This is a genomic window from Sphingomonas sp. MMS24-J13, from assembly GCF_044905095.1.
GTDB lineage: Bacteria > Pseudomonadota > Alphaproteobacteria > Sphingomonadales > Sphingomonadaceae > Sphingomonas_I.
In genome coordinates this window covers 512,145-537,924 of record NZ_CP173258.1, presented here as the reverse complement: position 1 = coordinate 537,924, position 25,780 = coordinate 512,145, and the positions used below count along the sequence as shown (strand labels likewise).

The following is a 25,780-nucleotide window of genomic DNA, read 5'->3' as shown; positions in this document are numbered from 1 at the left end:
CGGCTATTCGGTCGCGAACAGCTGCCCGATGTCCCTGAACGCCTTGAACTCCAGCGCATTGCCACTCGGATCGCGGAAGAACATCGTGGCCTGCTCGCCGACCTGCCCCTTGAAACGGATGTGCGGCGCGATGCCGAACGCGGTACCCGCCGCCTCCAGTCGCGTGGCGAGCTTGTGCCAATCGTCCCAATCGAGGACGACCCCGAAATGCGGCACCGGCACGTCATGCCCGTCGACCGGGTTGGTGATCCCCGCCGGCCGCGCGTCCGCAGCGAGATGTGCGACGATCTGATGGCCATAGAGATCGAAGTCGATCCACGCATCGGAACTGCGTCCCTCCCCGCACCCGAGCGTGTCGCGATAGAAAGCGCGCGCGGCGGCGAGATCGTGAACCGGAAAGGCGAGATGGAACGGCTGCGTGGGCATTCCTGCGGTGTAGCGTGCGATCGCCCAGCCGTCATCCGGGCAAAGGGACGTCTCGCACCATTCACCGAACCCCTCTAAGAGGCACCCAATGCCTCTCCCCGCCCTTCGCGCCTTCCCGCTGGCTTTCCTCCTCGGTGCCATCGCCGCCTGCGGGTTCGCGCCGCTCGATCTGTGGCCGCTGACCTTCCTGTGCTTGGCCGGGCTGGTCCTGCTCGTTCGGCAGGCACATTCCACACGGAACGCCGCAGCGATCGGCTGGTGGTTTGGGTTCGGCCATTTCGCGATCGGGCTGAACTGGATCGCGACAGCCTTTACCTTCCAGGCTGCGATGCCGGCGTGGCTGGGCTGGATCGCGGTGCTGCTGGTGTCGCTCTTCTTCGCGCTCTACCCCGCGCTGGCGAGCGGCGCGGCGTGGCGGCTTGCGCGGCGACGGGACTTTGCGCTCGTGCTGATCTTCGCAGGCACTTGGATCCTCACCGAATGGCTGCGCGCGACCCTACTGACCGGCTTTGCGTGGAATCCGCTCGGCGTGGCGTGGGTGACGCTCACGCCCCTCGCCCGGGCCGCGCGATCGATCGGCACATATGGCCTGTCGGGGTTGGCGATGCTGGTGAGCGGCGGGCTGGCGATGGCCGTCCTTACGGGCCGCCGGGCACTCGACGACGGCAATAGGGGCAAGCTCGTGCTGCTCGTTGCCATCCCCGCCGCGGTGATGATCGCGCTCGCGCCCGGCATCGTGTTCGATCGCTTCTATCGCCGGCCGCCGGCGCCCGGCGCGCCCCTGCTCCGCGTGGTCCAGCCCAATATCGGACAGGATGTGAAGTGGGATGCGGGCCATGTGGCCGCCAACTTCGCCAGGCTTTCCCAATTGAGCGGCAAGCCCGGCCCGCGTCCGCGCCTGCTGATCTGGCCCGAGGCGGCGGTGCCCTTCCTGCTTGAGGAGGACCCGCCCGCACGCACCGCGATTACCCAATTGCTCGGGCCACACGACATCATCCTTACCGGCGCGGATTCGGTCCAGCGCGGCCCCGATGGTGCGATGGTCTCGGCCACCAACGCAGTGCTGGCAATGGATGCAGGCGGACATCTGCTCGGCCGCTACGACAAGGCGCATCTCGTGCCGTTCGGCGAATATCTGCCGATGCGATCGTTCCTGTCGCAGATCGGCGTATCGCGGCTGGTGCCGGGCGACATGGATTTCAGCGTCGGGCCCGGCCCGCGCGACCTGACCCTGCCAGGCATCGGCCCGGTCGGGGTGCAGATCTGTTACGAGATCATCTTCTCGGGCAATGTCGTCGATCGCGCGCATCGCCCGATCGTACTGGTCAACCCTTCGAACGATGCGTGGTTCGGGCGCTGGGGGCCACCACAGCATCTGGCCCAGGCGCGATTGCGCGCGATCGAGGAGGGCATCCCGGTCGTGCGGTCGACGCCAACCGGCATCTCCGCCGTGATCGATCGCGACGGTCGCCTGCTTGCAACGGTCCCATGGCGCCAGCCCGGTGCGATCGAAATGCCGCTTCCCCCGGTGGGCGAGCCCACGCTTTTCGCCATATGGGGTAATATCCTGCCGCTCTCTTTCGCACTTTTCCTGCTCATTGCGGGATTGGCAAGCCGCCGGTGGGCAGGCTAAGCGCTCGTCCCACTCTTCTTCTCAGGGACATCACGACCCATGCGATCTGACTATCTTTTCACGTCTGAATCCGTGTCCGAAGGCCATCCCGACAAGGTCGCGGACCAGATTTCGGATGCGGTGGTGGATCTGTTCCTGGGCAAGGATCCCGAGGCGCGGATCGCATGCGAGACGCTGACGACCACGCAACTGGTCGTTCTGGCCGGCGAGATCCGCTGCAAGGGCGTGTATGAGGACGGCGCCTGGGCAGCCGGCGCCCAGGACGAGATCGAGGCGGCGGTGCGCGCAACGGTCAAGCGCATCGGCTACGAGCAGGAAGGCTTCCACTGGGAGAGCTTCCGCTTCGAGAACAACCTCCATGCCCAGTCGGCGCATATCGCGCAGGGCGTCGATGCCAGCGGCAACAAGGACGAAGGCGCCGGCGACCAGGGCATCATGTTCGGCTTCGCCTGCGACGAGACGCCGGGCCTGATGCCGGCGACGCTCTATTACAGCCACAAGATCCTCGAGCGCATGGCCGACGATCGCCATTCGGGCGCCGCCCCGTTCCTCGAGCCCGACGCCAAGAGCCAGGTGACCTTGCGCTTCCACAACGGCAAGCCGGTCGCGGCGACCGCGATCGTGGTCTCGACCCAGCATGGCAAGGGCTATGACGAGGGCGAGAAGGAAGCCGAGCTTCACGCTTATGTGAAGCAGGTCGTCGCCGACATCCTCCCCGCCGAACTGCTCAGCGACGCGACCGAATATCACATCAACCCGACCGGTAGCTTCGAGATCGGCGGTCCCGACGGCGACGCCGGCCTCACCGGCCGCAAGATCATCGTCGATACCTATGGCGGTGCCGCTCCGCATGGCGGCGGCGCTTTCTCGGGGAAGGATCCGACCAAGGTCGATCGCTCGGCGGCTTACATTGCCCGCTACCTCGCCAAGAACATTGTCGCGGCCGGCCTCGCCAAGCGCTGCACGATCCAGCTGGCTTATGCGATCGGCGTGTCCAAGCCGCTGTCGCTCTATGTCGACACGCACGGCACCGGCACGGTCGGCGACGATGCGATCGAAACGGCGATCATGAAGATCGAGAAATTGGGTGGGCTTACCCCGCGCAGCATTCGCACCCATCTCGGCCTCAACAAGCCGATCTACCAGAAGACCGCCGCCTACGGGCACTTCGGCCGCACCGCCGAGGGCGATTACTTCCCGTGGGAACGCACCGATCTCGCCGAAGATCTGAAAGCCGCACTGTAACGTGAATCCTCCCCGTGCCGGGGAGGATTTAACTCAATGCTCACCGCGTCCTTTGCGGAAGCGGCGCTCGCTGTTCTTGACGTAATAATCCTGAACGTGGGCCCAACCCTCTTCCGCCGTCTCGCAGAAGTGGAACAGGTCGAGGTCCTGGGGAGCCACGACCCCTTCCTCCACCAACGCATCAAAATCGATGACGCGGTTCCAGAATTCCTTGCCGTAGAGCAGGATCGGCAGCACTGCCGTCTTGCCGGTCTGGACGAGGGTCAGCAGTTCGAAGAATTCGTCGAACGTGCCGAAGCCGCCCGGGAACACCGCCACGGCGCGTGCGCGCAGCAGGAAGTGCATCTTGCGCAGCGCGAAATAATGGAAGTTGAACGAAAGGTGCGGCGTCACATAGGGGTTGGGCGCCTGTTCGAACGGCAGGACGATGTTGAGGCCGATCGATTCCTGCCCGACATCCGCCGCACCGCGATTGGCGGCCTCCATGATGGCCGGACCACCGCCCGAGCAGACCACGAACTGGCGTTTGCCGTCGGGTGACTTCGGCGTCTGGCTGCACAGCCGCGCCAACTCGCGTGCGACTTCGCAATAATGCGATTTCGCCTTCAGCCGCTCGGCGATCCGCAACTGGGTCTCGGTCTTCGCCGCAGCGACCAGCGCGTCGGCCTGTTCGGGCTGGGGAATGCGTGCCGAGCCGTACATGACGAACGTCGATCCGATCCCGGCTTCCTCCAGCAGCAATTCGGGTTTCAGCAACTCGAGCTGGAAGCGGACTGGGCGCAGATCGTCACGCAACAGGAAATCGGGATCAGCGTAGGCCAGGCGATAGGCCGGATCGGCGGTCTGCGGCAACGGGGTCGCGGCCTTGGCGGCGGCGGCATCGTCCTTCGCCTCGGGAAAGATGCGCTTCGGAATCTTCTGATCGACCATAACTACAAAAACCTATGCTTGCGCGCCCGTCCGCGAATCGAAAGCGGGCGTCGTTACCGGCAATATGGGCCATTGCCCATGTCAAAGTGCAGGTGATCCTGGTGGTAGGAATTTGCATCCGGCCCCAGCACGATATTGAACCGGCGGCAGGCAGCAACGTGGAGATCGCGCAGGAACGCGCGGGCTTTGACGTCGGGACCATTCCAATCGGTCTTGACGGTGATTCGACGGCCATTGGCAAGGTTGAAGGCGGCGATATCGATCGCGTCGGCGCGACCATGCTCGGACATCCCGTTGCCCGCGACATTGTTGACCGGGCGGCAAGCGAAGCTGCCGAAGCTCTCGATTTTGGTGACATAGGTGCCGAACCGCGCCTGCGCGGCCTGCTGGACCACCTGCTGAACCCACATGGTGAAGGGCCGCGCGACCGCGCATTTGACCGCGCCCAGATTCGTCACCGGAATGCCGATCGCGACCAGTTTGAGCGACGACGTCGCCGAACAGCCGTTCGGGAAGGTCCGATCGGGCAACACATCGAATTTCGCGCCGAGCGCGGTCATGTCGGCAGTGCACTGGCGGACGAAGCGGGGATCGTCCTGGTTGGGTTGGGGTGCGCGCGTCGGTTGATGCGCGCTGGGGATGCAACTGGAAAGAAGCAGGAAGCTACTGAGAAAAATTGATTTTACACGACGCACTCCCCAACCCCTCTCGTCATGCTGAACTTGTTTCAGCATCCACCAAGCCTCCCCACCGACACTGCGGCACGCACGGTGGATGCTGAAACGAGTTCAGCATGACGGGGAAGGATATGTCGAGCCGGCAATGCGATGAGCCGCCCAATCCGCAGTTGACCGCCCCCACGCACGTCCCTAGGGCCGCCGGCGGGCCACGCCGCCCCAACGCGGCGCGTGCTCTCTGTGAGGAGAGTCTACATGACTGATACCGCTACCGCGGCCGCCACGTTGGCTGCCGCGACCCGTGAGGCACCGGCGAAACCCGCCACCAAGCCCGCGCGCCCCTTCTTTTCTTCCGGCCCGTGCGCCAAGCCCCCGGGCTGGCACGCCGATGGCCTCGCGACCGCCTCGCTCGGCCGTTCGCACCGCTCCAAGCTCGGCAAGAGCCGCATCGTCCATGCGATGGACGTCACCCGCCATATCCTGCGCCTGCCCGATACGCATCGCATCGGCATCGTTCCCGCGTCCGATACCGGCGCGGTCGAGATGTGCCTGTGGTCGATGCTGGGCGCGCGCCCCGCGACGATGCTGGCTTGGGAGAGCTTCGGTGACGGTTGGGTCACCGATGTCGTCAAGCAGCTCAAGATCGACGCCAAGGCCGTCAAGGCGCCCTATGGCGAGCTTCCCGACCTGAGCGCGGTCGATTGGTCGACCGATGTCGTCTTCACCTGGAACGGCACGACTTCGGGCGTGCGCGTGCCGAACGGCGACTGGATCGCCGACGATCGCCAGGGCCTTTCGATCTGCGACGCGACTTCGGGCGTGTTCGCGGCGGACCTGCCGTGGGACAAGATCGATGTCTGCACCTTCTCGTGGCAGAAGGTGCTGGGCGGCGAAGGCGCGCATGGCGTGCTGATCCTCGGCCCCCGCGCGATCGAGCGGCTCGAAAGCTATGCGCCCGCATGGCCGTTGCCGAAGATCTTCCGCATGACGAAAGGCGGCAAGTTCAACGAGAGCATCTTCAAGGGCGACACGATCAACACGCCCTCGATGCTCGCGGTCGAAGACGCGATCTGGAGCCTGGAATGGGCGCTCGGCGTCGGCGGCCTCAATGGGCTGATCGCACGGGCCGACGCCAATGCGGCAGCGCTCGATGCGTGGGTTCAGGCGACCGACTGGATCGAGCATCTCGCGGTCGATCCGGCTTCGCGCTCGAACACCAGCGTGTGCCTCAAGTTCGCGGCGCATGCGGTGGAAGGCCTCGACGAGACGGCACAGCTCGCGCTCGTCAAGAAGATGGCTTCGCTGCTGGAAGCGGAAGATGCGGCTTACGACGTCGCCGGCTATCGCGATGCCCCTCCGGGCCTGCGCATCTGGTGCGGTGCGACCGTCGACACCGCCGACGTCGAGGCGCTCGGCCCCTGGCTCGACTGGGCGTTCCACACCGCCCGGGCGTAAGCCCACGCTTTTGAGATCGTCGCCCCTGCGAAGGCAGGGGCCCATCTCTCTCAGCATCAGCCGCTCCAGACATGGACCTCTGCCTCCGGGCTCCCACAAAAGGAGTACTTTTGTGGGTTCCCGAGCAGGGGCGACGGCAGAGGAATATGAAATGCCTAAAGTACTTATCAGCGACAAAATGGACCCCCGCGCAGCACAGATCTTCCGCGAGCGCGGCGTCGAGGTCGACGAGATCACCGGCAAGACCAAGGAAGAACTGATCGCCATCATCGGTGATTATGACGGGCTCGCCATCCGCTCGGCCACCAAGGTGACCAAGGATGTCATCGCCGCCGCCAAGAATTTGAAAGTGATCGGCCGTGCCGGAATCGGCGTCGACAATGTCGATATCCCGGCCGCATCGGCTGCCGGCATCGTCGTGATGAACACGCCGTTCGGCAATTCGATCACCACCGCCGAACATGCGATCGCGCTGATGTTCGCGCTTGCCCGCCAGTTGCCTGAGGCCGACGCCTCGACCCAGGCCGGAAAGTGGGAAAAGAACCGCTTCATGGGGGTCGAGCTCACGAACAAGGTGCTCGGCCTGATCGGCGCCGGCAATATCGGCTCGATCGTCGCCGATCGCGCGATCGGACTGCGCATGAAGGTCGTCGCCTACGATCCCTTCCTGACGCCCGAGCGTGCAATCGAGCTCGGCGTCGAGAAGGTCAGCCTCGACGACCTGCTGGCGCGGGCCGACTTCATCACGCTCCATACCCCGCTCACCGACAGCACGCGCAACATCCTGTCCGCCGAGAATCTCGCCAAGACCAAGAAGGGCGTGCGCATCGTCAATTGCGCGCGCGGCGGGCTGATCGACGAGGAGGCGCTCAAGGCCGGCCTCGACAGCAAGCATATCGCCGGTGCCGCGCTCGACGTGTTCGTCAAGGAGCCAGCCGAGGCATCGCCCTTGTTCGGTACGCCCAACTTCATCTCGACACCTCACCTTGGCGCGTCGACGACCGAGGCACAGGTCAATGTCGCGATCCAGGTGGCCGAACAGATGGCCGATTTCCTGATGACCGGCGGCGTCACCAACGCGCTCAACATGCCGTCGCTCTCGGCCGAGGAAGCGCCGAAGATCAAGCCGTACATGGCGCTGGCCGAACGTCTCGGCAGCCTGGTCGGCCAGCTCGCCCACGACAATCTCACCAAAATCGCGATCGAGGTCGAGGGTGCCGCGGCGGATCTCAACATCAAGCCGATCACCGGCGCGGTGCTGGCGGGCCTGATGCGGGTCTATTCGGACACGGTGAACATGGTCAACGCACCCTTCCTGGCGAAGGAGCGCGGGCTCGACGTGCGCGAAGTCCGACATGATCGCGAGGGCGATTATCACACCCTGATCCGCGTCTCGGTCCAGACCAGCCAGGGCGAGCGTTCGGTTGCCGGCACGCTCTTCTCGAACTCGTCGCCGCGCTTGGTCGAGATTTTCGGGATCAAGGTCGAAGCCGATCTCGCCGGCCGCATGCTCTATATCGTCAACGAGGATGCACCGGGCTTCATCGGCCGGCTCGGCACCACGCTGGGCGAAGCGGGCATCAATATCGGCACCTTCCATCTCGGCCGGCGCGATGCCGGCGGCGAAGCGGTGCTGCTGCTTTCGGTCGATCAGCCGGTCGATGCGGCGCTTCCGAAGATCAAGAGCCTTCCGGGCGTCAAGACCGTCCGGGCGCTCGATTTCGCATAATATTTGACTTCGGCCGCCCCGGGCCTGATCCGGAGCGGCCGTCCCCCTCTCAAGGAGTAACCGTGACCGTAGCAACCATGCAGGCCCCCTCATCGCGCCTGATCATGGTGGACGCTCTCCGCGGCTATGCGCTGATGGGCCTCTTCCTGGTCCACATGACCGGTTATTTCGAACTCTATAATGCACGGCCCGATCCGAGCTGGGTGCAGGAGACGACCCGTTTCCTGTTCCAGGGCAAATCGTTCAGCCTGATGGCGCTCTGCTTCGGCTTCAGCTTCTTCATCATGATGGATAGCGCGCGGCAGCGGGGCGAGAGCTTCGCGTTGCGTTTCGCCTGGCGGCTGGTGGTGCTGGGCGTGATCGGCTGGCTGCACGCGCTGGTCTATCGCGGCGAGATCATCGTCGTGCTGGCGGTGACCGGGCTGTTCCTGATCCCGTTCGATTATATCAAATCGTCGAGGGTCCTCGCCGGGATCGCGATCTTCCTGCTGCTCCAACCATTCGTCGTCGTCCGCATCATCGCCGGTTACGAGCATGCGCATTGGGCGTGGGCCGAGCCGCTTTTCTATCGCGACGGCGGCGCGATGCGCCCATCCTTGTGGGGCAGCTTCGGGCAGGTCGTGCAGGCCAATATCGTCGCCGGCAAGGTCAGCAAATGGTCCTATTTCATCGAGACCGGGCGCATCTTCCAAGTTTTCGGCCTGTTCCTGATGGGGCTGGCGGCCGGCCGCAGCGGCTTTTTCCTCAACCCCGCGCGTTTCGCGAAGCTGCGCTGGGCCAGTCTGGCCATCGCCCTGCTCTCGCTCTACCCGCTGATCTATTGGCGCGACCACACATGCTGCCATCGCATCGGGCCGGTCTTTTTCACCAACGTGATCGTGTCCGGCTGGATCGATCTGGCCGGTACCGCGATCTGTTTCTTCAGCTTCGTCCAGCTTTGGCTGTGGGGATCGGGGCGGATCCTCGATCGGTTCGTGCCCGTCGGGCGGATGACGCTCACCCTCTATGTCGGGCAGAGCCTGGTGTTCGTGCCGATCTTCTACGGCTTCGGCCTCCATCTATGGGATCGGATCACGCAGGAAGAATCGCTGGCACTAGGGGTCTTTGCCTTTATCGTGCAGCTTGCCTTCGCGACGATCTGGTTCCGCTATTTTGCCTATGGCCCGCTCGAATGGATCTGGCGCGTCGCGACCAAGCTGTCGCTCGACGTGCCCTTCCGCAAACGCGCGCGGGTGATGGCCGCCACGGCGACGCGATGACTGGACCATCGCAGCGAAGCCGCTAAAGCCCGCCCCGACATGACCATCGCCCCCGGCCTCCTCCCCGAAGGATTGCGTGACCGCCTGCCGCCGCAGGCCGAAGCCGCGTCGCGCCTGATGCACCGCGTGATCGTGGCGATCGGGCGACACGGTTACGAACGCGTCATGCCCCCGCTCGCCGAGTTCGAAGAGAGCCTGGTCGGCCGGCTCAAATCGAGCCGCGCGCAAGATCTGCTGCGGATCGTCGATCCCGCCTCTCAGCGCATGCTGGCACTCCGCCCGGACATGACGGCGCAGGTCGGCCGGATCGCGGTGACCCGCATGGGGCATAGCCCTCGCCCCCTGCGGCTCGCTTATGGCGGGCAGGTGATCAAGTTGCGCGCGACCCAGCTCCGCCCCGAACGCGAACTGGCCCAGGTTGGCGCCGAGCTGATCGGCAGCGAGAGCGTCGCGGCGGTGAGCGAAATACTCCGCGTCGCCCTCGACGCGCTCAGGGCCGCCGGGGTGAAGGATATCAGCGTCGATCTGACCCTACCCGATCTGGTCGAGACTTTGGCCAAGGGCCCGCTGCCGATCGCGCCCGATCGCGTCGCCGAGGTGCGCGCCTTGCTCGATGCCAAGGATGCGGGCGGGCTCGTTACCGCCAGGGCGACCGAATATCTGCCCTTCCTCACCGCCGCCGGCCCGATCGACGGCGCGCTCGAGCGGCTGCGTGCACTCGACGAAACGCTGGCGCTCGACAGCCGGCTGACCGCGGTCGAGGCGATCGCCGCGACGATCGAAGACGATATCGCGCTCACCCTGGATCCGACCGAGCGACACGGCTTCGAATATCAAACCTGGATCGGCTTCTCTTTGTTCGGGCGCGGCCCCAGAGGCGAATTGCTGTCAGGCGAGATCGGCCGCGGCGGGAGCTACACGATCGTCCATCCGGACGGGCACGAGGAGGCTGCGGTCGGCTTCTCGCTCTATCTCGATCCGCTGGTCGATATCGGCCTCGGCGTCGAGCCGGCGCGACGGGTTTTCCTGCCACTCGGCCATGATGCGGCAACGGCAGCGGCGCTGCGCGGTGAGGGCTGGACGACGATTGCAGCGCTGTCCGAAAACGACGAAGCTGATCGCTGCACGCACATTCTCACCGAAGGGCAGCCGAGACCGCTCTGACACAAAGATCCGCTCCAGTCGGGCGGTTGAAACAGGAAGCAAGTGAATGGCCAACGTCACCGTCATCGGCGCCCAGTGGGGCGATGAGGGCAAGGGAAAGATCGTCGACTGGCTCGCGAGCCGGGCCGATGTCGTCGTGCGCTTCCAGGGCGGGCACAATGCCGGCCACACGCTCGTCGTCGGCAATCAGGTCTACAAGCTTTCGTTGCTCCCCTCCGGCGTCGTGCGCGGCACCCTGTCGGTGATCGGCAACGGCGTGGTGCTCGACCCCTGGCATTTCCGTGACGAGGTGGCGAAGCTCGAGGCGCAAGGCGTCAAGATCACGCCCGACAATCTGCTGCTGGCCGAGACCTGCCCGCTGATCCTGCCCTTCCACCGCGATCTCGACGGGCTGCGCGAGGATGCGAGCGAGTTCAAGATCGGCACCACCCGGCGTGGCATCGGCCCGGCCTATGAGGACAAGGTCGGCCGTCGCGCGATCCGCGTGTGCGATCTCGCCCATCTCGACGATCTCGGCCCGCAGCTCGACCGGCTGTGCGCACACCATAATGCGCTGCGCACCGGCTTCGGCATCGAGCCGATCGACCGCGAGGCGCTGATGGCACAGTTACGCGAGATTGCCGACTTCGTGCTGCCCTACGCCAAGCCGGTGTGGGTGACGCTCAACGAAGCCAAGGAGAAGGGCGACCGCATCCTGTTCGAGGGCGCGCAGGGCACGTTGCTCGACGTCGATCACGGCACCTATCCGTTCGTGACCTCGTCCAACACCGTCGCCGGCACCGCCGCGAGCGGATCGGGGCTGGGGCCGGACGGCGCGGGCTTCGTTCTCGGTATCGTCAAGGCGTACACGACCAGGGTCGGCGCGGGCCCCTTCCCGACCGAACTGGCCGACGAGATCGGCGAGCGGCTCGGCACGCGCGGGCATGAATTCGGCACGGTTACCGGGCGCAAGCGCCGCTGCGGCTGGTTCGATTCGGTGCTGGTACGCCAGGCGGTGGCGGTGTCGGGCGTGACCGGGATCGCGCTCACCAAGCTGGACGTCCTCGACGGGTTCGACGAGCTCAAGATCTGCGTGGGCTACGATCTGAACGGCAAGCGCTATGGCCATCTGCCCCCGCATCCGCGCGACCAGGAGGCCGCGGTGCCGATCTACGAGACGATCGAAGGCTGGAGCGAATCGACCGCGGGCGCGCGCAGCTGGGCCGAACTGCCGGCACAGGCGATCAAATATATCCGGCGGATCGAAGAACTGATCCAGTGCCCGGTCGCGCTGGTTTCGACCAGCCCCGAACGCGAGGATACGATCCTGGTGCGCGATCCGTTCAGGGATTGAGCAGCCCATTTCGTTATTCCCGCGCAGGCGGGAATCCGTAAACTCCGAACTTCAGAGGATATGGATTCCCGCCTTCGCTGGAATGACGGTTTATTGCGGGAGCGCGTCCAACGCCCGTCTGCTCTCATTCGTGCAAGACACATGAATCGTCCGCGCCGCCGCGATCAGCGACAGCGCCGCGGCAATATCGTTCGCCATCATCGGAATGATGCTCGCGCGGATCTCGTCGATCATCCGGCTGGCTTCGTCGCCCTGGGCGATCACATTCTGCCCCACCGCCACCAGATCCTCCAGCGCCGCGCGTTCGGCTGCGGGGCGGTCGGGGTCGTCATGCGACAGCCGGCAGGCGTCGATATAGGCGGTGAAGCACTTCATGTCGGCGTCGGCCCCGGCCAGCGCCGTCTCGCCCAGCCCGCCGAAATGCGCCTCGATCTCGCCCAGGCGGGGCGTGTCCGGGTGGTGCTGCAGGGTGATCGCCATCGCCTTGCGCGCACAGGCGATGCCCAGCGCAAGGCTGACCGCCGCGGTCGATCCGGCGCCGGGTGCGGGGCCGGTCGAGGCGATCGCGGCGAGGAAATCGCCGATCGCGGCCGGCCCTACCCGCTCCACCGGCGTCAGCGCCCGGCCAGCCCGAATCCGCCCAGCGGGACGGTTTCGGTCTGACTGCCGAAGCCCGCGATCAGCGGGCGTCCCTTGGCGATGGCGGCCTGCACCGCGGGCAGCTTGAGCGAGGCATCATGGCTCGCCTTGTTGTCCCACACTTCGCTGATCCAGAGCGTATCGGCGTCCTCCAAATCCTCGGCGACGATGTAGCTCAGGCAGCCCGGCATCGCGCCGGTTCCCTCCAGCAAGATCGCCGCGAGTTCGGAGCGCTTGCCCGGCTGCGCCTTCATCTGACCGATCAGTCCGTACATCGTCCCCGCCTGTGCCGTGGTGGCGAGTGCGAGACCCGCCACCAGCCCGAGAATCCGTCGCATCATACCCGCAGATCGGGCGGAGTGGCCTCCGCCACCAAGGCCGCGATCGCCTCGTCGAGCGGCAGCACCTGCTGCCCCTCCTGCCCGAGCCGGCGAATGGCGACCTTGCCCTCCTCCGCCTCGCGCTTGCCGACCACCAGCAGGGCCGGGACGCGCGCAAGACTGTGCTCGCGTACCTTGTAGTTGATTTTCTCGTTGCGCGTATCGGTCTCGGCGCGGATGCCGGCCTTCCGGAGCTTGGACACCACCTCTTCGGCATAATCGTCTGCATCCGAGACGATCGTCGGCACGACCGCCTGCACCGGCGCGAGCCAGAGCGGGAAGCGGCCCGCATGATGCTCGATCAATATGCCGAGGAAGCGCTCGAACGTGCCCAGGATGGCGCGATGGAGCATGATCGGGCGATGGCGCTGGCCATCCTCGCCGATATAGCTCGCGTCGAGCCGCTCGGGCAGCACCGTATCGGTCTGGAGCGTCCCGCACTGCCACGTCCGCCCGATCGCGTCGGTCAGGTGGAATTCGAGCTTGGGCGCATAGAAAGCCCCCTCGCCCGGCAATTCCTCCCAGCCGAACTCTTCGGTCGCGCGGCCGGTTGCGGCGACGGCGTCGCGCAGCGATTGCTCGGCCCAGTCCCACATCTCGTCCGATCCGAAGCGCTTTTCGGGGCGCAAGGCGAGCTTGATCGCATAGCTGTCGAAACCAAGATCCTTGTAGATCAGGTCGAGCAGATCGCAGAACTGCCGCACCTCTTCCACGAGTTGGTCGGCACGCACGAAGATGTGGGCATCGTCCTGCGTGAACTGGCGAACGCGCATGATGCCGTGGAGCGCGCCATGCGCCTCGTTGCGGTGGCAGCAGCCGAACTCGGCCATGCGGATCGGCAGATCGCGATACGACTTGATGCCCTGGCGGAAGATCAAAACGTGCGCCGGGCAGTTCATCGGCTTCAGCGCCATCAGATCGGCGTCGGACGAGACGATCGGGCCTTCGTCCTCCGCGCTCGGCACCTCGTCCGGCACGACGAACATATTTTCGCGATATTTGCCCCAGTGGCCCGATTGCTCCCACTGGCGCGCATCCATCAGCTGCGGCGTCTTGACCTCGCTATAGCCGGCCGTGTCGAGCCGGCGGCGCATATAGGCCTCCAGCTGGCGCCAGATCAGATAGCCATTCGGGTGCCAGAAGACCGAGCCATGCGCCTCGGACTGGAGGTGGAACAGGTCCATCTCCTGCCCGATCTTGCGATGATCGCGCTTGGCGGCTTCCTCCAGCCGGGTCAGGTGCGCGTCGAGCTGCTTCTTGTTGAGCCAGCCGGTGCCGTAGACGCGGCTGAGCATCGCGTTCTTCTGGTCGCCGCGCCAATAGGCGCCCGACACGCGCGTCAGCTTGAACGCCTGCGGATCGAGCTTGCCGGTCGAGGGCAGATGCGGGCCGCGGCACATGTCGAGAAAGCTGCCGGCGCGATAGACCGTCAGTTCCTCGCCCTGCGGCAGCTCGGCGGCCCATTCGGCCTTGAACGTCTCGCCTTGCTCCTTCCAGAGCGCGATCAGCTTGTCGCGATCCCACACTTCGCGGACGAGCTTCTCGTCGCGCGCGATGATGCGGCGCATCTCCGCCTCGATCGCCGGGAGATCCTCCTCGGTGAAGGCGCGCTCCTTGGGGGCGAAATCGTAATAGAAACCGTCGTCGGTCGAGGGACCGAAGGTGATCTGCGTGCCGGGGAAAAGATGCTGCACGGCTTCGGCCAGCACGTGCGCATAATCGTGGCGGGCGAGCTCGAGCGCGTCCTTCTCGTCCTTCGCGGTGACGAGCGCCAATTGGGCGTCTTGCTCGAGCGGACGGTTGAGATCGCGCAGCTCGCCGTCGACGCGCGCGGCCAGCGCCGCCTTGGCAAGCCCCGGGCCGATCGCCGCCGCGATATCGGCCGGCGTGGTGCCGAGCGGAACCGCGCGGTTGGAGCCATCGGGCAGCGTGATCGAAAGCATCTGGTTCATGCGTCTTTCCTGTTGAAGCGCGCCTATGCCTGCGCAAGCGCCCGAAGAAAAGCCGAAGACGGGAGAGCGGACGCCGGCCTCACCCGTCTCCGGGCGGTGCCTCCGGCGTTTGACGTCAGCGAGTGACGCGCAGGCCGGAGCCGCCCCGGAGGTCCGGGGTGGTGGTGGTAGTGCTCGTCGTGGCGAGAACGGCCTGCATGGCGCGTGATATAGTCAGATGCGGCTCGGAAGACCAGTCCTGCTCAACTCGCGAGCGCCAGATCCGTCCCGCCCGCCTTGGCCTGAATCGCCGCGATCTTGGTTGCGGCACGATTGGCCAGGGCGGAAAGCTCCTGCAACGGCAATTCCTCCATGCGCGGCTTGCGATCGATCACGCACAAGGCGCCGAGCGGCTGGCCATTCGATCCGATGATCGGCACCCCCGCGTAAAAGCGGATGCTGGGATCGGATTGGACCAACGGATTTCCGGAGAAACGGACGTCCTGCATCGCATCCGGGACGACCAGCAATTCGCTAGGCGACAGGATGGCATGCGCGCAGAACGAGACGGCGCGCGAGGTTTCCTGTGCGTCGAGTCCCACGCGGGCGGCAAACCACTGCCGATCGTGATCGACGATCGACAATGCCGCGATCGGCGCCTTGAACAATCGCGCGCCGGCAGCGACGATATCCTGCAATTCCGGATCCTGAGACGCGTGCAGGATACCCGATGCATCGACCGCGCTCTGCCGCTTTTCCTCGTCGATCGGACGCGGGGCCGGGGAGAAAAAACTCTGCTTAGGCAGTGCCGGCCGTTCGACAGGATCCTCCTCCTTGGGGGGATCGATCCTGGCGAGGATATCGGCCATGTCATCGTCGACGATCGGCGGATAGGCAACATGCAGCCGCGCCTCGAGGCTGCCGCCCCGCGCAATGCGGAGCGCGTTCTTGCCCGACCGCTTGACCTCGTACATCAACGTATCGGCCAGCTCGAGCCCGCCATCGTCGAGATGGACCATCTCGCTGGAAGAGACCAACGCACCCATGCTGCAGGTGACCGCGAACCCGGTCTCGCGCAGGATGTTTGTCAGCCTGCCATGGAGCATCTCGGCAACCTGATCGCCCTCCTCGCACGACCGCACAGCCATCAAGGCTACGAATTCGTCGCCGCCGACGCGTGCGAAAAGATCGGCACCGCGAATTTGCCTGGCCGCCTCGCCGGCAAAGGTACGCAACACGCGATCTCCAGCGGAATGGCCATGGCGATCATTGACGCCCTTGAAGCCGTCCAGATCCATGTAAGCGAGTACCAGCGCACGGCCCTGTTCGCGCGCCTGCCGAACCATCACGCCGGCCCGCTCCTGAAAAGCCGCCTTGTTGAGCGCACCGGTCAGCCCGTCATGCGATGCGCGCCAGCGCTCCAGCGCAAGCGCGATTCGCAGGCCGTCCACCACGATTCCCACCAGCACGATCGAGAGAATGCGGGCGAAGGTGTTCCACGCCTCAGCGCCCAGACCGATCCTATGCCCGTCATGCGCCATCGCGACGAAATCGAAATGCTTGAGGACCGAACTGACGAGGATCGCGATGATCGACAGAATCAGGCCCAAACGTTCGCCAAGGCACCAAACCGCCACCGCAGCGGCAAAAATATACAGGAAACTGAGGCTGAGGATCGCGCCGGTGGCATGATCGAGCAAAACCGTTCCGGCGAGGCCCATAATTGAAAATATCCACGCGCGCGGCTTCGACAGCTGCGCCATCGCCGTGACCATGCGAATGAAATAGCGTGAGGTTAAGGTCGGTTCTGGCGGGCGGTACGACACAGGCTCTCCAGCAGAGTGCCGGACAGCTTATGCGCCCTATTCGTTAATCGAGGTCTAAGACCCCGATCCGGATCACAATTTTTCCGTCAGCTCCGGGACAAGCTGGAACAGATCGCCGACCAGGCCGATATCGGCGACCTGAAAGATCGGAGCGTCCTCATCCTTGTTGATGGCGACGATCGTCTTCGAATCCTTCATGCCCGCCAGATGCTGGATCGCACCCGAAATGCCGATCGCGACGTAGACTTCGGGCGCCACGATCTTGCCGGTCTGGCCGACCTGATAATCATTAGGGGCGTAGCCCGCATCGACCGCAGCGCGCGATGCACCCACCGCGGCATGGAGCTTGTCGGCGAGCGGATCGATATATTTGTGGAAATCGTCTGACGATCCCAGCGCACGCCCCCCGAGACAACGATCTTCGCCGAGGTGAGTTCGGGGCGTTCCGATTTGGAAGTCTCGGCACCGACGAAGCTCGACAGGCCCGCGTCGCCGCTGCCGGAAACGGCCTCGACGCTCGCGCTGCCACCCTCGGCCTCCGCCTTGGCGAATGCGGTACCGCGCACCGTCAGCACCTTCTTCGCGTCCGCCGATTTGACCGTGGCGATCGCGTTGCCCGCATAGATCGGGCGGGTGAAGGTATCGGCACCTTCGATCGAGAGGATGTCCGAAACCTGCATCACATCCAGCAAGGCCGCGACACGTGGCGCGACATTCTTGCCGATCGAGGTGGAGTTGCACAGCAACGCGTCATAGCCGCCCATCAACGATACGACCAAAGGCGCCACATTCTCGGCCAGCATATCGGCATAGGCCGGATCGTCCGCCAGGAGCACCTTGACGACGCCGGCGATCTTGGCGGCCGCGTCGGCGGCGGCCTTCGCCTCGTCGCCGGAGCCGCAGACGAGAGCGTGGACCTCGCCAAGCTGTGTAGCGGCCGTGACCGTCGACAGCGTCGCGTCCTTGATCGCGCCTTCGCCGTGCTCAACCAGAACCAGCACGCTCATGCCGCGACTCCCATTTCCTTCAGCTTCGCCACCAGTTCGTCGACCGAACCGACCTTGATGCCCGCCTGGCGCTTGGCGGGCTCGACCACCTTGAGCGTGGTCAGACGCGGCGCGATGTCCACGCCGTAATCGCCGGGCGTCTTCTGCGCCAACGGCTTGCTCTTCGCCTTCATGATGTTGGGCAGCGAGGCATAACGCGGCTCGTTCAGCCGCAGATCGGTGGTGACGATCGCCGGCAACGCCAGGCTCACCGTCTCCAGCCCGCCATCGACTTCGCGGGTCACGGAGACGCGATCGCCCGATACCTCGATCTTGCTCGCGAACGTGCCCTGCGGCCGGCCCGAGAGCGCCGCCAGCATCTGGCCGGTCTGGTTGCTGTCGTCGTCGATCGCCTGCTTGCCGAGGATGACCAGACCGGGCGCTTCCTCGTCCATCACCGCCTTCAAGAGCTTTGCGACGGCGAGCGGCTCGACCTCCTGGTCGGTCATGATCAGGATCGCGCGATCGGCGCCCATGGCGAGCGCGGTGCGGAGCGTATCCTGTGCCTTCTGCACCCCGATCGAGACGGCCACGACCTCGGTTGCGACGCCCTTCTCCTTGAGCCGGATCGCCTCTTCGACCGCGATCTCGTCGAACGGGTTCATGCTCATCTTGACGTTGGTCAGATCGACGCCGGTGCCGTCCATCTTGACGCGCGGCTTAACATTATAGTCGATCACCCGCTTCACGGGGACGAGGATCTTCATCTGTCTGTCTCCTCCGCGCCGTTCCCGCAGCAGCGGGAACCCCAGTCTCTTCGATCGAGAGCTTATGGACCCCCGCACGGGCGGGGGTGACAAAAGTCTTGCTTATGCTGCCTTCTTGACCTGCGCGACGATCTTGCGGGCGGCGTCGCCCAGATCGTCGGCGGCGACGATCGGCAGGCCCGAGCCCGCCAGGATCTGCTTGCCCTGCTCGACATTGGTGCCTTCGAGGCGGACGACGAGCGGAACCTGCAGGTTCACTTCCTTCGCCGCAGCGATGATGCCTTCCGCGATGATGTCGCAGCGCATGATGCCACCGAAGATGTTCACCAAGATGCCCTCGACCGCCGGATCGCTCAGGATCAGCTTGAACGCCGCGGTCACCTTCTCCTTGTTGGCACCGCCGCCGACATCGAGGAAGTTGGCCGGGAAGGCGCCGTTGAGCTTGATGATGTCCATCGTCGCCATGGCGAGGCCGGCGCCGTTGACCATGCAGCCGATGTTGCCGTCGAGCTTGATGTAGGCGAGGTCATACTTCGACGCCTCGACCTCGGCCGGATCCTCCTCGGTCTCGTCGCGCAGCGCGAGGATGTCGTTGTGGCGGTAGAGCGCGTTGGAGTCGAAGCTCACCTTGGCGTCGAGCACGAGGATCTTGCCGTCCTTGGTTTCGACGAGCGGATTGATTTCCAGCATCGACATGTCGGTGGCGATGAAGGCGTTGTAGAGTTGCTCGGCGACTTTGGCCGCCTGCTTGTTGAGATCGCCGGTCAGCTTGAGCGCGAAAGCGACCGCGCGGCCATGATGCGGCTGGAAGCCCTCGGCCGGATCGATGGTGAGCGTGCGGATCTTCTCGGGCGTGTCGTGAGCGACCGTCTCGATGTCCATGCCGCCCTCGGTCGAGACGACCATGGCGACGCGGCCGGTGGCGCGATCGACCAGCATCGAGAGGTAATATTCCTTCTCGATGTCGGCGCCGTCGGTGACGTAGAGGCGGTTGACCTGCTTGCCATGCTCGCCGGTCTGGATCGTGACGAGCGTGTTGCCGAGCATGTCGGCCGCCGCGGCGCGGACTTCGTCAAACGACTTGGTCAGGCGGACACCGCCCTTCGCGTCGGGACCCAATTCCTTGAACTTGCCCTTGCCGCGGCCGCCGGCATGGATCTGTGCCTTGACGACGTAAAGCGGTCCGGGGAGCTGCTTGGCGGCCTCGACCGCCTCGTCGACGGTCAGCGCGGCGTGGCCGGCGGGGATGGCGACGCCGAACTTGGCGAGCAGTTCTTTGGCCTGGTATTCGTGGATATTCATGGAATCGCGCCCTCATCGGGATCGGGAGATGAGGGCGCCTTAAGCACATGCTGCGCCGCAAGGCAAAGCCCTCACCCCATGATATAGCAGCGAAGCGCCGCCCGGCTGGTCACGCCGATGACCTCCGGGTCGCCCAGCGCCTCGACCTTCCGCAGGAGCCGGCGCGGCGTCATCTTCCCGTCGGGATCCTCCTGCTTCGCAAGCGAGGCGAGGCGCTTCAGCTCCAGGAGCTGCTCGGTCGACAATTTTTCGACCATGCGCCGCGCCATGCAATGCGCAACATCATCCTGGACCCCGGCATCGATCAACGCCGCGCGGACGCGCTGCTCGGGGCTGGCGGCACAGCCCGCGAGCAAGGCGAGGGGCAAGAGGATGGCAGCGGGTTTGAGAATGGCGCGGAACATCCGGCCGCCCTGCTCCCGGGTGGATGACGAATAGCTGAATGCCGCGCATCACGCTATGTATGGCAAATATGCCGATGCCAGCTGGTCTCCTGCTTTTCCTTATCACCGTCGTCGCGATGGAGGGTTTCGCCTACGTCGCGCATCGTTGGGTGATGCATGGACCGGGCTGGTTCCTGCATGCGAGCCATCACCGGCCACGCACCGGCAATTGGGAGCTCAACGACTTCTATGCCGCGATCTTCGCGGTGCCGTCGTTCGTGCTAATCCTCGGCGGTGCGCAATTGGGGTGGTGGCCGGGCTGCACCTGGATCGGCGCGGGAATTGCCGCTTATGGGGCGATCTATTTCGGCTTTCACGACTGGATCGTCCACCAGCGGCTGCCCGGCCGCTTCGTGCCACGATCGAGGTATATGAAGCGGATCGTCCAGGCGCATCGACTGCATCATGCGGTCGAGACCAAGCATGGTACGGTGAGCTTCGGCTTTCTGTGGGCGCCGCCGCCCGAGGCGTTGAAGGCCGAACTCAAGCGGCGCGGGCGCGAAGGCGTGCGACCGGCGCGGCCTTAGGCTTTAGGGCGCGTCCAGAGGCTCGCCGACCGCTTCGCTTCGAAACGCCCACGCCCGATCGCCTGAAAACCCGCTCGCGCAACCCAGCCGAGCTTGGCCGCTTTCGACGTCCCGACCCGCTCGTCCCACGCCCGCGCGCCCCGCCGGGCGACCTCGCGGCCGATATCGCCATAGATGCCCGCCGCCGCCAGCACCGCCCAGGCCGATCGCCACGATAAAGCCGGGGTTCCGGCACGCGCGCTGCTTTCATAGGCGGCGGCGCGATCGGCGAGGCGGCGCGCGAGGATTGCCAGGCGGTCCCGGAAGGCCGGATCGGCGATGCGATCGATGGGAATGCCCTGCTCGTCCAGCCATGCCGACGGCACATAGAAACGGCCGACTCCCGCATCCTCGACGATGTCGCGCGCGATGTTGGCGAGCTGGAAGGCGAGGCCGAGATCGCAGGCGCGATCGAGCGTCGCATCGTCATCGGGCGAAACGCCCATCACCAATGCCATCATCAGCCCGACCGCGCCCGCGACATGATAGCAATATTGGTAGAGATCGGCCTCGGTACGCGGCCGCCACGCAGCGGTATCGAGCGCGAAACCCTCGATCAGCGCATCGGCGAAGACCGGCGGGATCGCGCATTCGCGCGCGACGATCCCGAAACCGTCGAACGCCGGATCGCCGCTCGGTTCGCCCGCCAGGGCCGCGGCGGTGCGCGCGCGAATCGTGGCAAGGCGTTCAGCCGGATCGGCCACCGCCGTCATGCCATGGCCCATCTCCTGCCCGTCGGCGAGATCGTCGCACGCGCGGCACCAGGCGTAGAGCAACCACGCGCGTTCGCGGATGGCAGGATCGAACAGCTTCGAAGCGGCGCCGAAGGATTTGGAGCCCCGCGCGATACTGTCGCGCGCGTGCGCGACCAGTGCCGTGCGGTCGAACGTCAAAGGTCCTCGGCTTTCATGCTGACGATCGGTCGGCTCGGCACGTGCGCCGCCATCTTCGCCAGCAGATCATCCAGATCGTCGCTGGCGATGAGCAGCTTCTGATGCTGCGGGCGGATGAAGCCGACCTCCCCCATCCGCGCGGCGAAGGTCAGCAGGCCATCGTAGAAGCCGGCGACATTGAGCAGCCCCACCGGCTTGGCATGATAGCCCAGCTGCGCCCAGCTCAACGCTTCCCACAATTCGTCCATCGTGCCGGTGCCGCCGGGCAGCGTCAGGAATCCATCCGCCAGATCGGTGAAAGCCTGCTTGCGTTCGTGCATCGTGCGCACGATATGGAGTTCGGTCAGCCCCTTATGCGCCACCTCCATATTGACCAGCGCATCGGGGATCACGCCGATCACCTCGCCGCCCGCGGCCAAGGTCGAGTCGGCGATCGCCCCCATCAGCCCGAGCTTGCCGCCGCCATAGACCACTCCGATCCCGCGCGCGGCGAGCGCCCTGCCGACCATGCGGGTCGTTTCGATATAGACCGGATCGGCGGGCGTGGCCGATCCGCAATACACCGCGAGCCGCTTCACTTCATATCCTCCAGCATCAATGCCGCAGTCGCCTTGGCCGAGCCGACCACGCCGGGGATTCCGGCGCCCGGATGAGTGCCCGCACCGACAAAGTAAAGGTTCGGGATGACGTCGTCGCGATTATGAGTGCGGAACCAGGCCGATTGGGTGAGGATCGGCTCGAGGCTGAAGGCCGAGCCGAGATGCGCGTTCAGATCGCGCGCAAAATCGACCGGCGTATAGTGGAAGCGCGTGACGATCCGCTCGCGCAGCCCCGGCATCAGCCGGCGCTCGATCTCCGCGATGATGCGATCGGCATAGCTTTCCTGGAAGCTTTCCCAATCGAGCGGCAGCTTGCCGAGGTGCGGCACGGGCGCCAGCGCATAGAAGCTCGAATGGCCTTCGGGCGCGAGGCTCGGATCGGTCACTGTCGGGTGGTGGAGGTAGAGCGAGAAATCGGCCGGCACGACGCCATTCTTGTAGATGTCGGACAGCAGGCCTTCGTAGCGCGGCCCGAACAGGATCATGTGGTGCGGGATGCCTGGCCACGATCCGCGCACCCCGAAGTGGACCAGGAAGAGCGAGGGCGAGAAGCGCTTGCCCGCCAGCTTGCCCGCCACCTTGCGCCCGCGCGCGCTGCCGCCGAGCAGATCGCGATAGGAATGCATGACATCGGCATTGGAGGCGACCGCGTCGAACTCCTGCCGCCAGCCGCCCTGCGTGCGCACGGCCGTAGCGCGATCGCCGCGCGTTTCGATCTCGGCGACCGGATCGCCCAGCCGCACCGTGCCGCCGAGCCGTTCGAACAAGGCCACCATCCCGCGCACCAACGCATTGGTGCCGCCCTTGGCGAACCACACGCCGCCGGCCTTCTCCAGCTTGTGGATCAGGGCGTAGATCGAACTGGTCGTCATCGGATTGCCGCCGACCAGGAGCGTATGGAAGCTCAACGCCTGCCTAAGCCGCTCGTCCTTCACGAACGAGGACACGACCGAATAGACCGAACGCCACGCCTGATAGCGCGCAAGGCTGGGGGCGGCGCGGATCATCGACGCAAAATCGAGGAAGGCGACATGGCCGAGCTTCACATAGCCTTCGCGATAGACGCCCGCGGCATAATCGAGAAACTTCGCATAGCCCGCGACGTCGTCCGGGTTGAGACCGGCGATCGCCGCGCGCAAGGCCGGTTCGTCGTTCGAATAATCGAACATCGTGCCGTCGGGCCAATTAAGCCGGTAGAAGGGGCTGACCGGCATGAGCGTGACATCGTCCGCCAGCCTCTGCCCGCTCAGGCCCCACAATTCCTCGAGGCAGGCCGGATCGGTGATCACCGTGGGCCCGGCATCGAAGGTGAAACCGTCGCGCTCCCAGACGTAAGCGCGACCACCCGGCTTGTCGCGCGCCTCGATCACGGTGGTGGCGATGCCCGCCGATTGCAGCCGGATCGCGAGCGCGAGCCCGCCGAAACCGGCGCCAATTACCGCTGCCGTCCTGTTTGCGATTGCCATCATCTCTCTCTGAGCACGGCGAGGGCACGGCGCAAGGGCACCGGCGGTTTGCCGATCAGGATGCGCGCCTTGTCCGCCCAGGTGGATCGGCCGGCGTAGAAGCGCGCGATCAGGCTTTCGTCGAGACGGTAGAAGCGTTCGAGCAGGCGATAGCGCTCGGCCGGATCGGCCGCCCGGAACAGCATCCGCGCCAGCAGCCGGTAAAAGCCGCGCTTTTCCCACGCGTCACGGGCGTGCTGGCGCAGCAGAGTTACCAGCGCGGTCGACGAAAGATCGCGCGCACCCGCCACCAGATCTGCGGTGCGAACCGCATCGGGCAGCGAATAGCCCGTCATCGGCTGAAACAGCCCCGCCGCCATGCCGACCCGCGCGACGCCAGCATCGGCGGGCCACAGACGATCGAAATCGCCGCCACAGGCGATCGGCAGCGCCGCCACCTCCTCGCGCTCGATTTCGGCCACGCTCCAGCCGCGCGCGAAGACATAATCGAGGATCCGGTCGCCGATCCGCGCCGCGTCCACATCGGGCATCTCGTTATAATAAGTGTCCTCGACGAACAGGCGGTGCGTATCGAACGGCAGCAGGTAGACGAAGCGATAGCCGAGCGTCTGATCGACCGTCGCATCCATGATCACCGGACGTTCGAGGCCATGCGGTTGTGACAGCCGCAGCAGCCGCCCGACGAACTTCTGCCAGCCCAGATCGAGCGTCGAACGATCGGCGAAACCGCGCGCATCGATCACACCTTGGGCTTCGATCCGCTGCCCGTCGGCGAGCAGCGCGCCCGTCGGGCCGATTTCGACCACGCTGCGTCCGGCGACGATCGCCCCCGGCGGCAGTGTGGCACGCACGACCGCATCGAACCGCTCCGATTCGATCGAATTGTAGCCCCCCTTCAAGGTGCGGCGATATCGGGGGAAGGCGACGTCATTGCCCTGCCAGCGGTGGCAGATCAGCGGATCGACCAATGCCCGATGCGCCGGCGCGATATCGCCATCGAAGAACGACCAGATATGGTTACCGCCGAGCGTCGCATCGCGCTCCAGGATCGTCACCGCCAGATCGGGCCGTTGCTGGTGGAGCGCCAGCGCGATGAGTCCGCCGGCAAGCCCTCCGCCAACGATCAGCAGGTCGGTGCGGGTCGGTACGTCCATCGCGTCTCCCTACCCGTCCGGACGCATCCGCACTATAGCGGGCTTATGGCCGCCCTCCCCTCGATCCTGTTCGCCGCCGTGGTGATGAGCCTGATCGTCGGCCTGCGCTATCTGGCGGCAAGCGGCGGCTTTGCCTTTGCCACGCGCCTGAAGCGCCCCGGCCTCTATGCCGGCCAGCGCCGCCAGATCGTGCGCGAGATCGGCTGGAGTCTGGCCTCGGCTGCCATCTACGGCGTGCCCGCTGGCATCGTCGCCTGGGGCTGGCGCGCGCATGGCTGGACGCGCATTTATACGGACCCACAGGCATACCCCTTGTGGTGGATGCCGCTGTCGCTGCTCGCCTACCTGTTTGCGCACGACACATGGTTCTACTGGACGCATCGGGCGATGCACGCCCCGCGCCTGTTCCGCGTGATGCATGCCGTCCACCATGCCAGCCGCCCGCCGACCGCCTGGGCGGCGATGAGTTTCCATCCGCTGGAAGCGCTGACCGGCGCGATCGTGATCCCCGCTTTGGTGTTCGTGATTCCGATTCATGTCGCCATGCTGGGAACGGTACTGACGATCATGACCGTGATGGGGGTGACCAACCATATGGGGTGGGAAGCCTTCCCGCGCGGGCTCGTATACGGCCCCGCAGGGCGCTGGTTGATCACCGCGAGTCACCATCAGCGCCACCATCGCGACTATCGCTGCAATTACGGTCTCTATTTCCGGATCTGGGATAGGATATGCGCGACCGATCAAGGGCTTGGCACCTTTGATGCTGCAACGCAGCATGAGCGCAGATCAACCTGAAGCGCTCTTGATTGCATTTATTGCATCTTGCACTGCAACAAAGTCACTTGATTGTCATGTTCGCCAGCGACATAAGGAACGGGCCTTTCAGGCATCCTCTCCTAAAACTTTCATGGGCCGGTCGTCAGATCGGCCCTTTTTTTGCGTTGCGGCGGAGGGTGGTTTGACGGACGCATTGC

The 25,780-nt window shown here is 65.2% G+C and carries 23 protein-coding genes and 1 pseudogene; 9 read left to right on the top strand and 15 right to left on the bottom strand.

Going from position 1 to position 25,780, the window contains the following annotated elements; translation table 11 throughout:
* Positions 1 to 3: 3 nt before the first annotated feature.
* On the bottom strand, positions 4 to 426 hold the full coding sequence (locus tag AB4Z44_RS02520) for a VOC family protein (RefSeq protein ID WP_404712509.1): 423 nt from the start codon (positions 424 to 426) through the stop codon (positions 4 to 6).
* An 88-nt stretch (positions 427 to 514) separates the two neighbouring features.
* Between AB4Z44_RS02520 and lnt the strand changes: the two genes are divergently transcribed.
* Positions 515 to 2,059 carry an apolipoprotein N-acyltransferase gene (gene lnt / locus AB4Z44_RS02515; protein WP_404712508.1) on the top strand — a complete coding sequence of 515 codons (1,545 nt, stop codon included), beginning with the start codon at positions 515 to 517 and terminating at the stop codon, positions 2,057 to 2,059.
* 39 nt (positions 2,060 to 2,098) lie between these two features.
* On the top strand, positions 2,099 to 3,304 hold the full coding sequence (gene metK / locus AB4Z44_RS02510) for a methionine adenosyltransferase (protein ID WP_404712507.1): 1,206 nt from the start codon (positions 2,099 to 2,101) through the stop codon (positions 3,302 to 3,304).
* Positions 3,305 to 3,337: 33 nt separating this feature from the next.
* On the opposite strand, the gene AB4Z44_RS02505 is transcribed toward metK, so the two are convergent.
* On the bottom strand, positions 3,338 to 4,234 hold the full coding sequence (locus AB4Z44_RS02505; RefSeq protein ID WP_404712506.1) for an LOG family protein: 897 nt from the start codon (positions 4,232 to 4,234) through the stop codon (positions 3,338 to 3,340).
* 53 nt (positions 4,235 to 4,287) lie between these two features.
* A complete protein-coding gene (locus AB4Z44_RS02500) occupies positions 4,288 to 4,968 on the bottom strand; it encodes an extensin family protein (RefSeq protein WP_404712505.1) in 681 nt (226 codons plus the stop codon).
* Between the two features lie 198 nt (positions 4,969 to 5,166).
* Here AB4Z44_RS02500 and AB4Z44_RS02495 point away from each other — a divergent pair, with 198 nt between their 5' ends.
* The 5 genes from AB4Z44_RS02495 (at position 5,167) to AB4Z44_RS02475 (ending at position 11,851) form a co-directional block, all read left to right on the top strand.
* On the top strand, positions 5,167 to 6,366 hold the full coding sequence (locus AB4Z44_RS02495; protein WP_404712504.1) for a phosphoserine transaminase: 1,200 nt from the start codon (positions 5,167 to 5,169) through the stop codon (positions 6,364 to 6,366).
* 151 nt (positions 6,367 to 6,517) lie between these two features.
* Positions 6,518 to 8,095 carry a phosphoglycerate dehydrogenase gene (gene serA, locus AB4Z44_RS02490; protein ID WP_404712503.1) on the top strand — a complete coding sequence of 526 codons (1,578 nt, stop codon included), beginning with the start codon at positions 6,518 to 6,520 and terminating at the stop codon, positions 8,093 to 8,095.
* Between the two features lie 62 nt (positions 8,096 to 8,157).
* Positions 8,158 to 9,354, top strand: a complete 1,197-nt coding sequence (locus tag AB4Z44_RS02485; RefSeq protein ID WP_404712502.1) for a DUF418 domain-containing protein — start codon at positions 8,158 to 8,160, stop codon at positions 9,352 to 9,354.
* Positions 9,355 to 9,393: 39 nt separating this feature from the next.
* The gene (locus AB4Z44_RS02480; protein WP_404712501.1) at positions 9,394 to 10,518 is read left to right on the top strand and encodes an ATP phosphoribosyltransferase regulatory subunit; all 1,125 of its coding nucleotides are present in this window, start codon (positions 9,394 to 9,396) and stop codon (positions 10,516 to 10,518) included.
* Between the two features lie 46 nt (positions 10,519 to 10,564).
* On the top strand, positions 10,565 to 11,851 hold the full coding sequence (locus AB4Z44_RS02475) for an adenylosuccinate synthase (protein WP_404712500.1): 1,287 nt from the start codon (positions 10,565 to 10,567) through the stop codon (positions 11,849 to 11,851).
* Between the two features lie 90 nt (positions 11,852 to 11,941).
* Here the strand turns inward: AB4Z44_RS02475 and AB4Z44_RS02470 are convergent, their stop codons facing one another.
* The 8 genes and pseudogenes from AB4Z44_RS02470 to AB4Z44_RS02435 all read right to left on the bottom strand — a co-directional run bounded on the left by AB4Z44_RS02470 (position 11,942) and on the right by AB4Z44_RS02435 (position 20,086).
* Positions 11,942 to 12,460, bottom strand: coding sequence for a cyclodeaminase/cyclohydrolase family protein (locus tag AB4Z44_RS02470; protein WP_404712499.1), 519 nt, complete (start codon positions 12,458 to 12,460; stop codon positions 11,942 to 11,944).
* A gap of 5 nt (positions 12,461 to 12,465) precedes the next feature.
* Complete coding sequence (locus AB4Z44_RS02465; protein WP_404712498.1) at positions 12,466 to 12,828, bottom strand: putative quinol monooxygenase; 363 nt, start codon at positions 12,826 to 12,828, stop codon at positions 12,466 to 12,468.
* Positions 12,828 to 14,822: a threonine--tRNA ligase gene (gene thrS / locus AB4Z44_RS02460; RefSeq protein WP_404712497.1), complete on the bottom strand. Its 1,995-nt coding sequence runs from the start codon at positions 14,820 to 14,822 to the stop codon at positions 12,828 to 12,830. Before thrS ends, AB4Z44_RS02465 begins: the two co-directional genes overlap by 1 nt.
* 242 nt (positions 14,823 to 15,064) lie before the next feature.
* Positions 15,065 to 16,522 carry a diguanylate cyclase gene (locus tag AB4Z44_RS02455; protein ID WP_404712496.1) on the bottom strand — a complete coding sequence of 486 codons (1,458 nt, stop codon included), beginning with the start codon at positions 16,520 to 16,522 and terminating at the stop codon, positions 15,065 to 15,067.
* A gap of 177 nt (positions 16,523 to 16,699) precedes the next feature.
* Positions 16,700 to 17,634, bottom strand: a pseudogene (locus AB4Z44_RS02450) (electron transfer flavoprotein subunit alpha/FixB family protein).
* Positions 17,631 to 18,380, bottom strand: coding sequence for an electron transfer flavoprotein subunit beta/FixA family protein (locus tag AB4Z44_RS02445; RefSeq protein WP_404712495.1), 750 nt, complete (start codon positions 18,378 to 18,380; stop codon positions 17,631 to 17,633). The pseudogene AB4Z44_RS02450 and the gene AB4Z44_RS02445 overlap by 4 nt, the downstream one beginning before the upstream one ends.
* Positions 18,381 to 18,482: 102 nt before the next feature.
* Positions 18,483 to 19,682 (bottom strand): ADP-forming succinate--CoA ligase subunit beta, encoded by a 1,200-nt coding sequence (sucC, locus tag AB4Z44_RS02440; RefSeq protein WP_404712494.1) that lies wholly within the window; start codon positions 19,680 to 19,682, stop codon positions 18,483 to 18,485.
* Between the two features lie 71 nt (positions 19,683 to 19,753).
* A complete protein-coding gene (locus AB4Z44_RS02435) occupies positions 19,754 to 20,086 on the bottom strand; it encodes a hypothetical protein (RefSeq protein WP_404712493.1) in 333 nt (110 codons plus the stop codon).
* Positions 20,087 to 20,154: 68 nt separating this feature from the next.
* Here AB4Z44_RS02435 and AB4Z44_RS02430 point away from each other — a divergent pair, with 68 nt between their 5' ends.
* Positions 20,155 to 20,652 carry a sterol desaturase family protein gene (locus AB4Z44_RS02430; RefSeq protein WP_404712492.1) on the top strand — a complete coding sequence of 166 codons (498 nt, stop codon included), beginning with the start codon at positions 20,155 to 20,157 and terminating at the stop codon, positions 20,650 to 20,652.
* Here the strand turns inward: AB4Z44_RS02430 and AB4Z44_RS02425 are convergent.
* Genes AB4Z44_RS02425 through crtY form a run of 4 tightly spaced genes read right to left on the bottom strand, consistent with a single transcriptional unit; the run spans position 20,649 to position 24,803 of the window.
* Positions 20,649 to 21,584 carry a phytoene/squalene synthase family protein gene (locus AB4Z44_RS02425; protein ID WP_404712491.1) on the bottom strand — a complete coding sequence of 312 codons (936 nt, stop codon included), beginning with the start codon at positions 21,582 to 21,584 and terminating at the stop codon, positions 20,649 to 20,651. The genes AB4Z44_RS02430 and AB4Z44_RS02425 overlap by 4 nt on opposite strands.
* Positions 21,581 to 22,162 (bottom strand): TIGR00730 family Rossman fold protein, encoded by a 582-nt coding sequence (locus AB4Z44_RS02420; RefSeq protein WP_404712490.1) that lies wholly within the window; start codon positions 22,160 to 22,162, stop codon positions 21,581 to 21,583. Before AB4Z44_RS02420 ends, AB4Z44_RS02425 begins: the two co-directional genes overlap by 4 nt.
* Entirely contained in the window at positions 22,159 to 23,652 is a 1,494-nt protein-coding gene (locus AB4Z44_RS02415; protein ID WP_404712489.1) for a phytoene desaturase, read from the bottom strand. Before AB4Z44_RS02415 ends, AB4Z44_RS02420 begins: the two co-directional genes overlap by 4 nt.
* On the bottom strand, positions 23,649 to 24,803 hold the full coding sequence (crtY, locus tag AB4Z44_RS02410; RefSeq protein WP_404712488.1) for a lycopene beta-cyclase CrtY: 1,155 nt from the start codon (positions 24,801 to 24,803) through the stop codon (positions 23,649 to 23,651). The genes AB4Z44_RS02415 and crtY overlap by 4 nt, the downstream gene beginning before the upstream one ends.
* A 45-nt stretch (positions 24,804 to 24,848) precedes the next feature.
* On the opposite strand from crtY, the gene AB4Z44_RS02405 reads away from it, so the two are divergent.
* Positions 24,849 to 25,601 (top strand): sterol desaturase family protein, encoded by a 753-nt coding sequence (locus AB4Z44_RS02405; RefSeq protein ID WP_404712487.1) that lies wholly within the window; start codon positions 24,849 to 24,851, stop codon positions 25,599 to 25,601.
* The last annotated feature ends 179 nt before the right edge of the window (positions 25,602 to 25,780 follow it).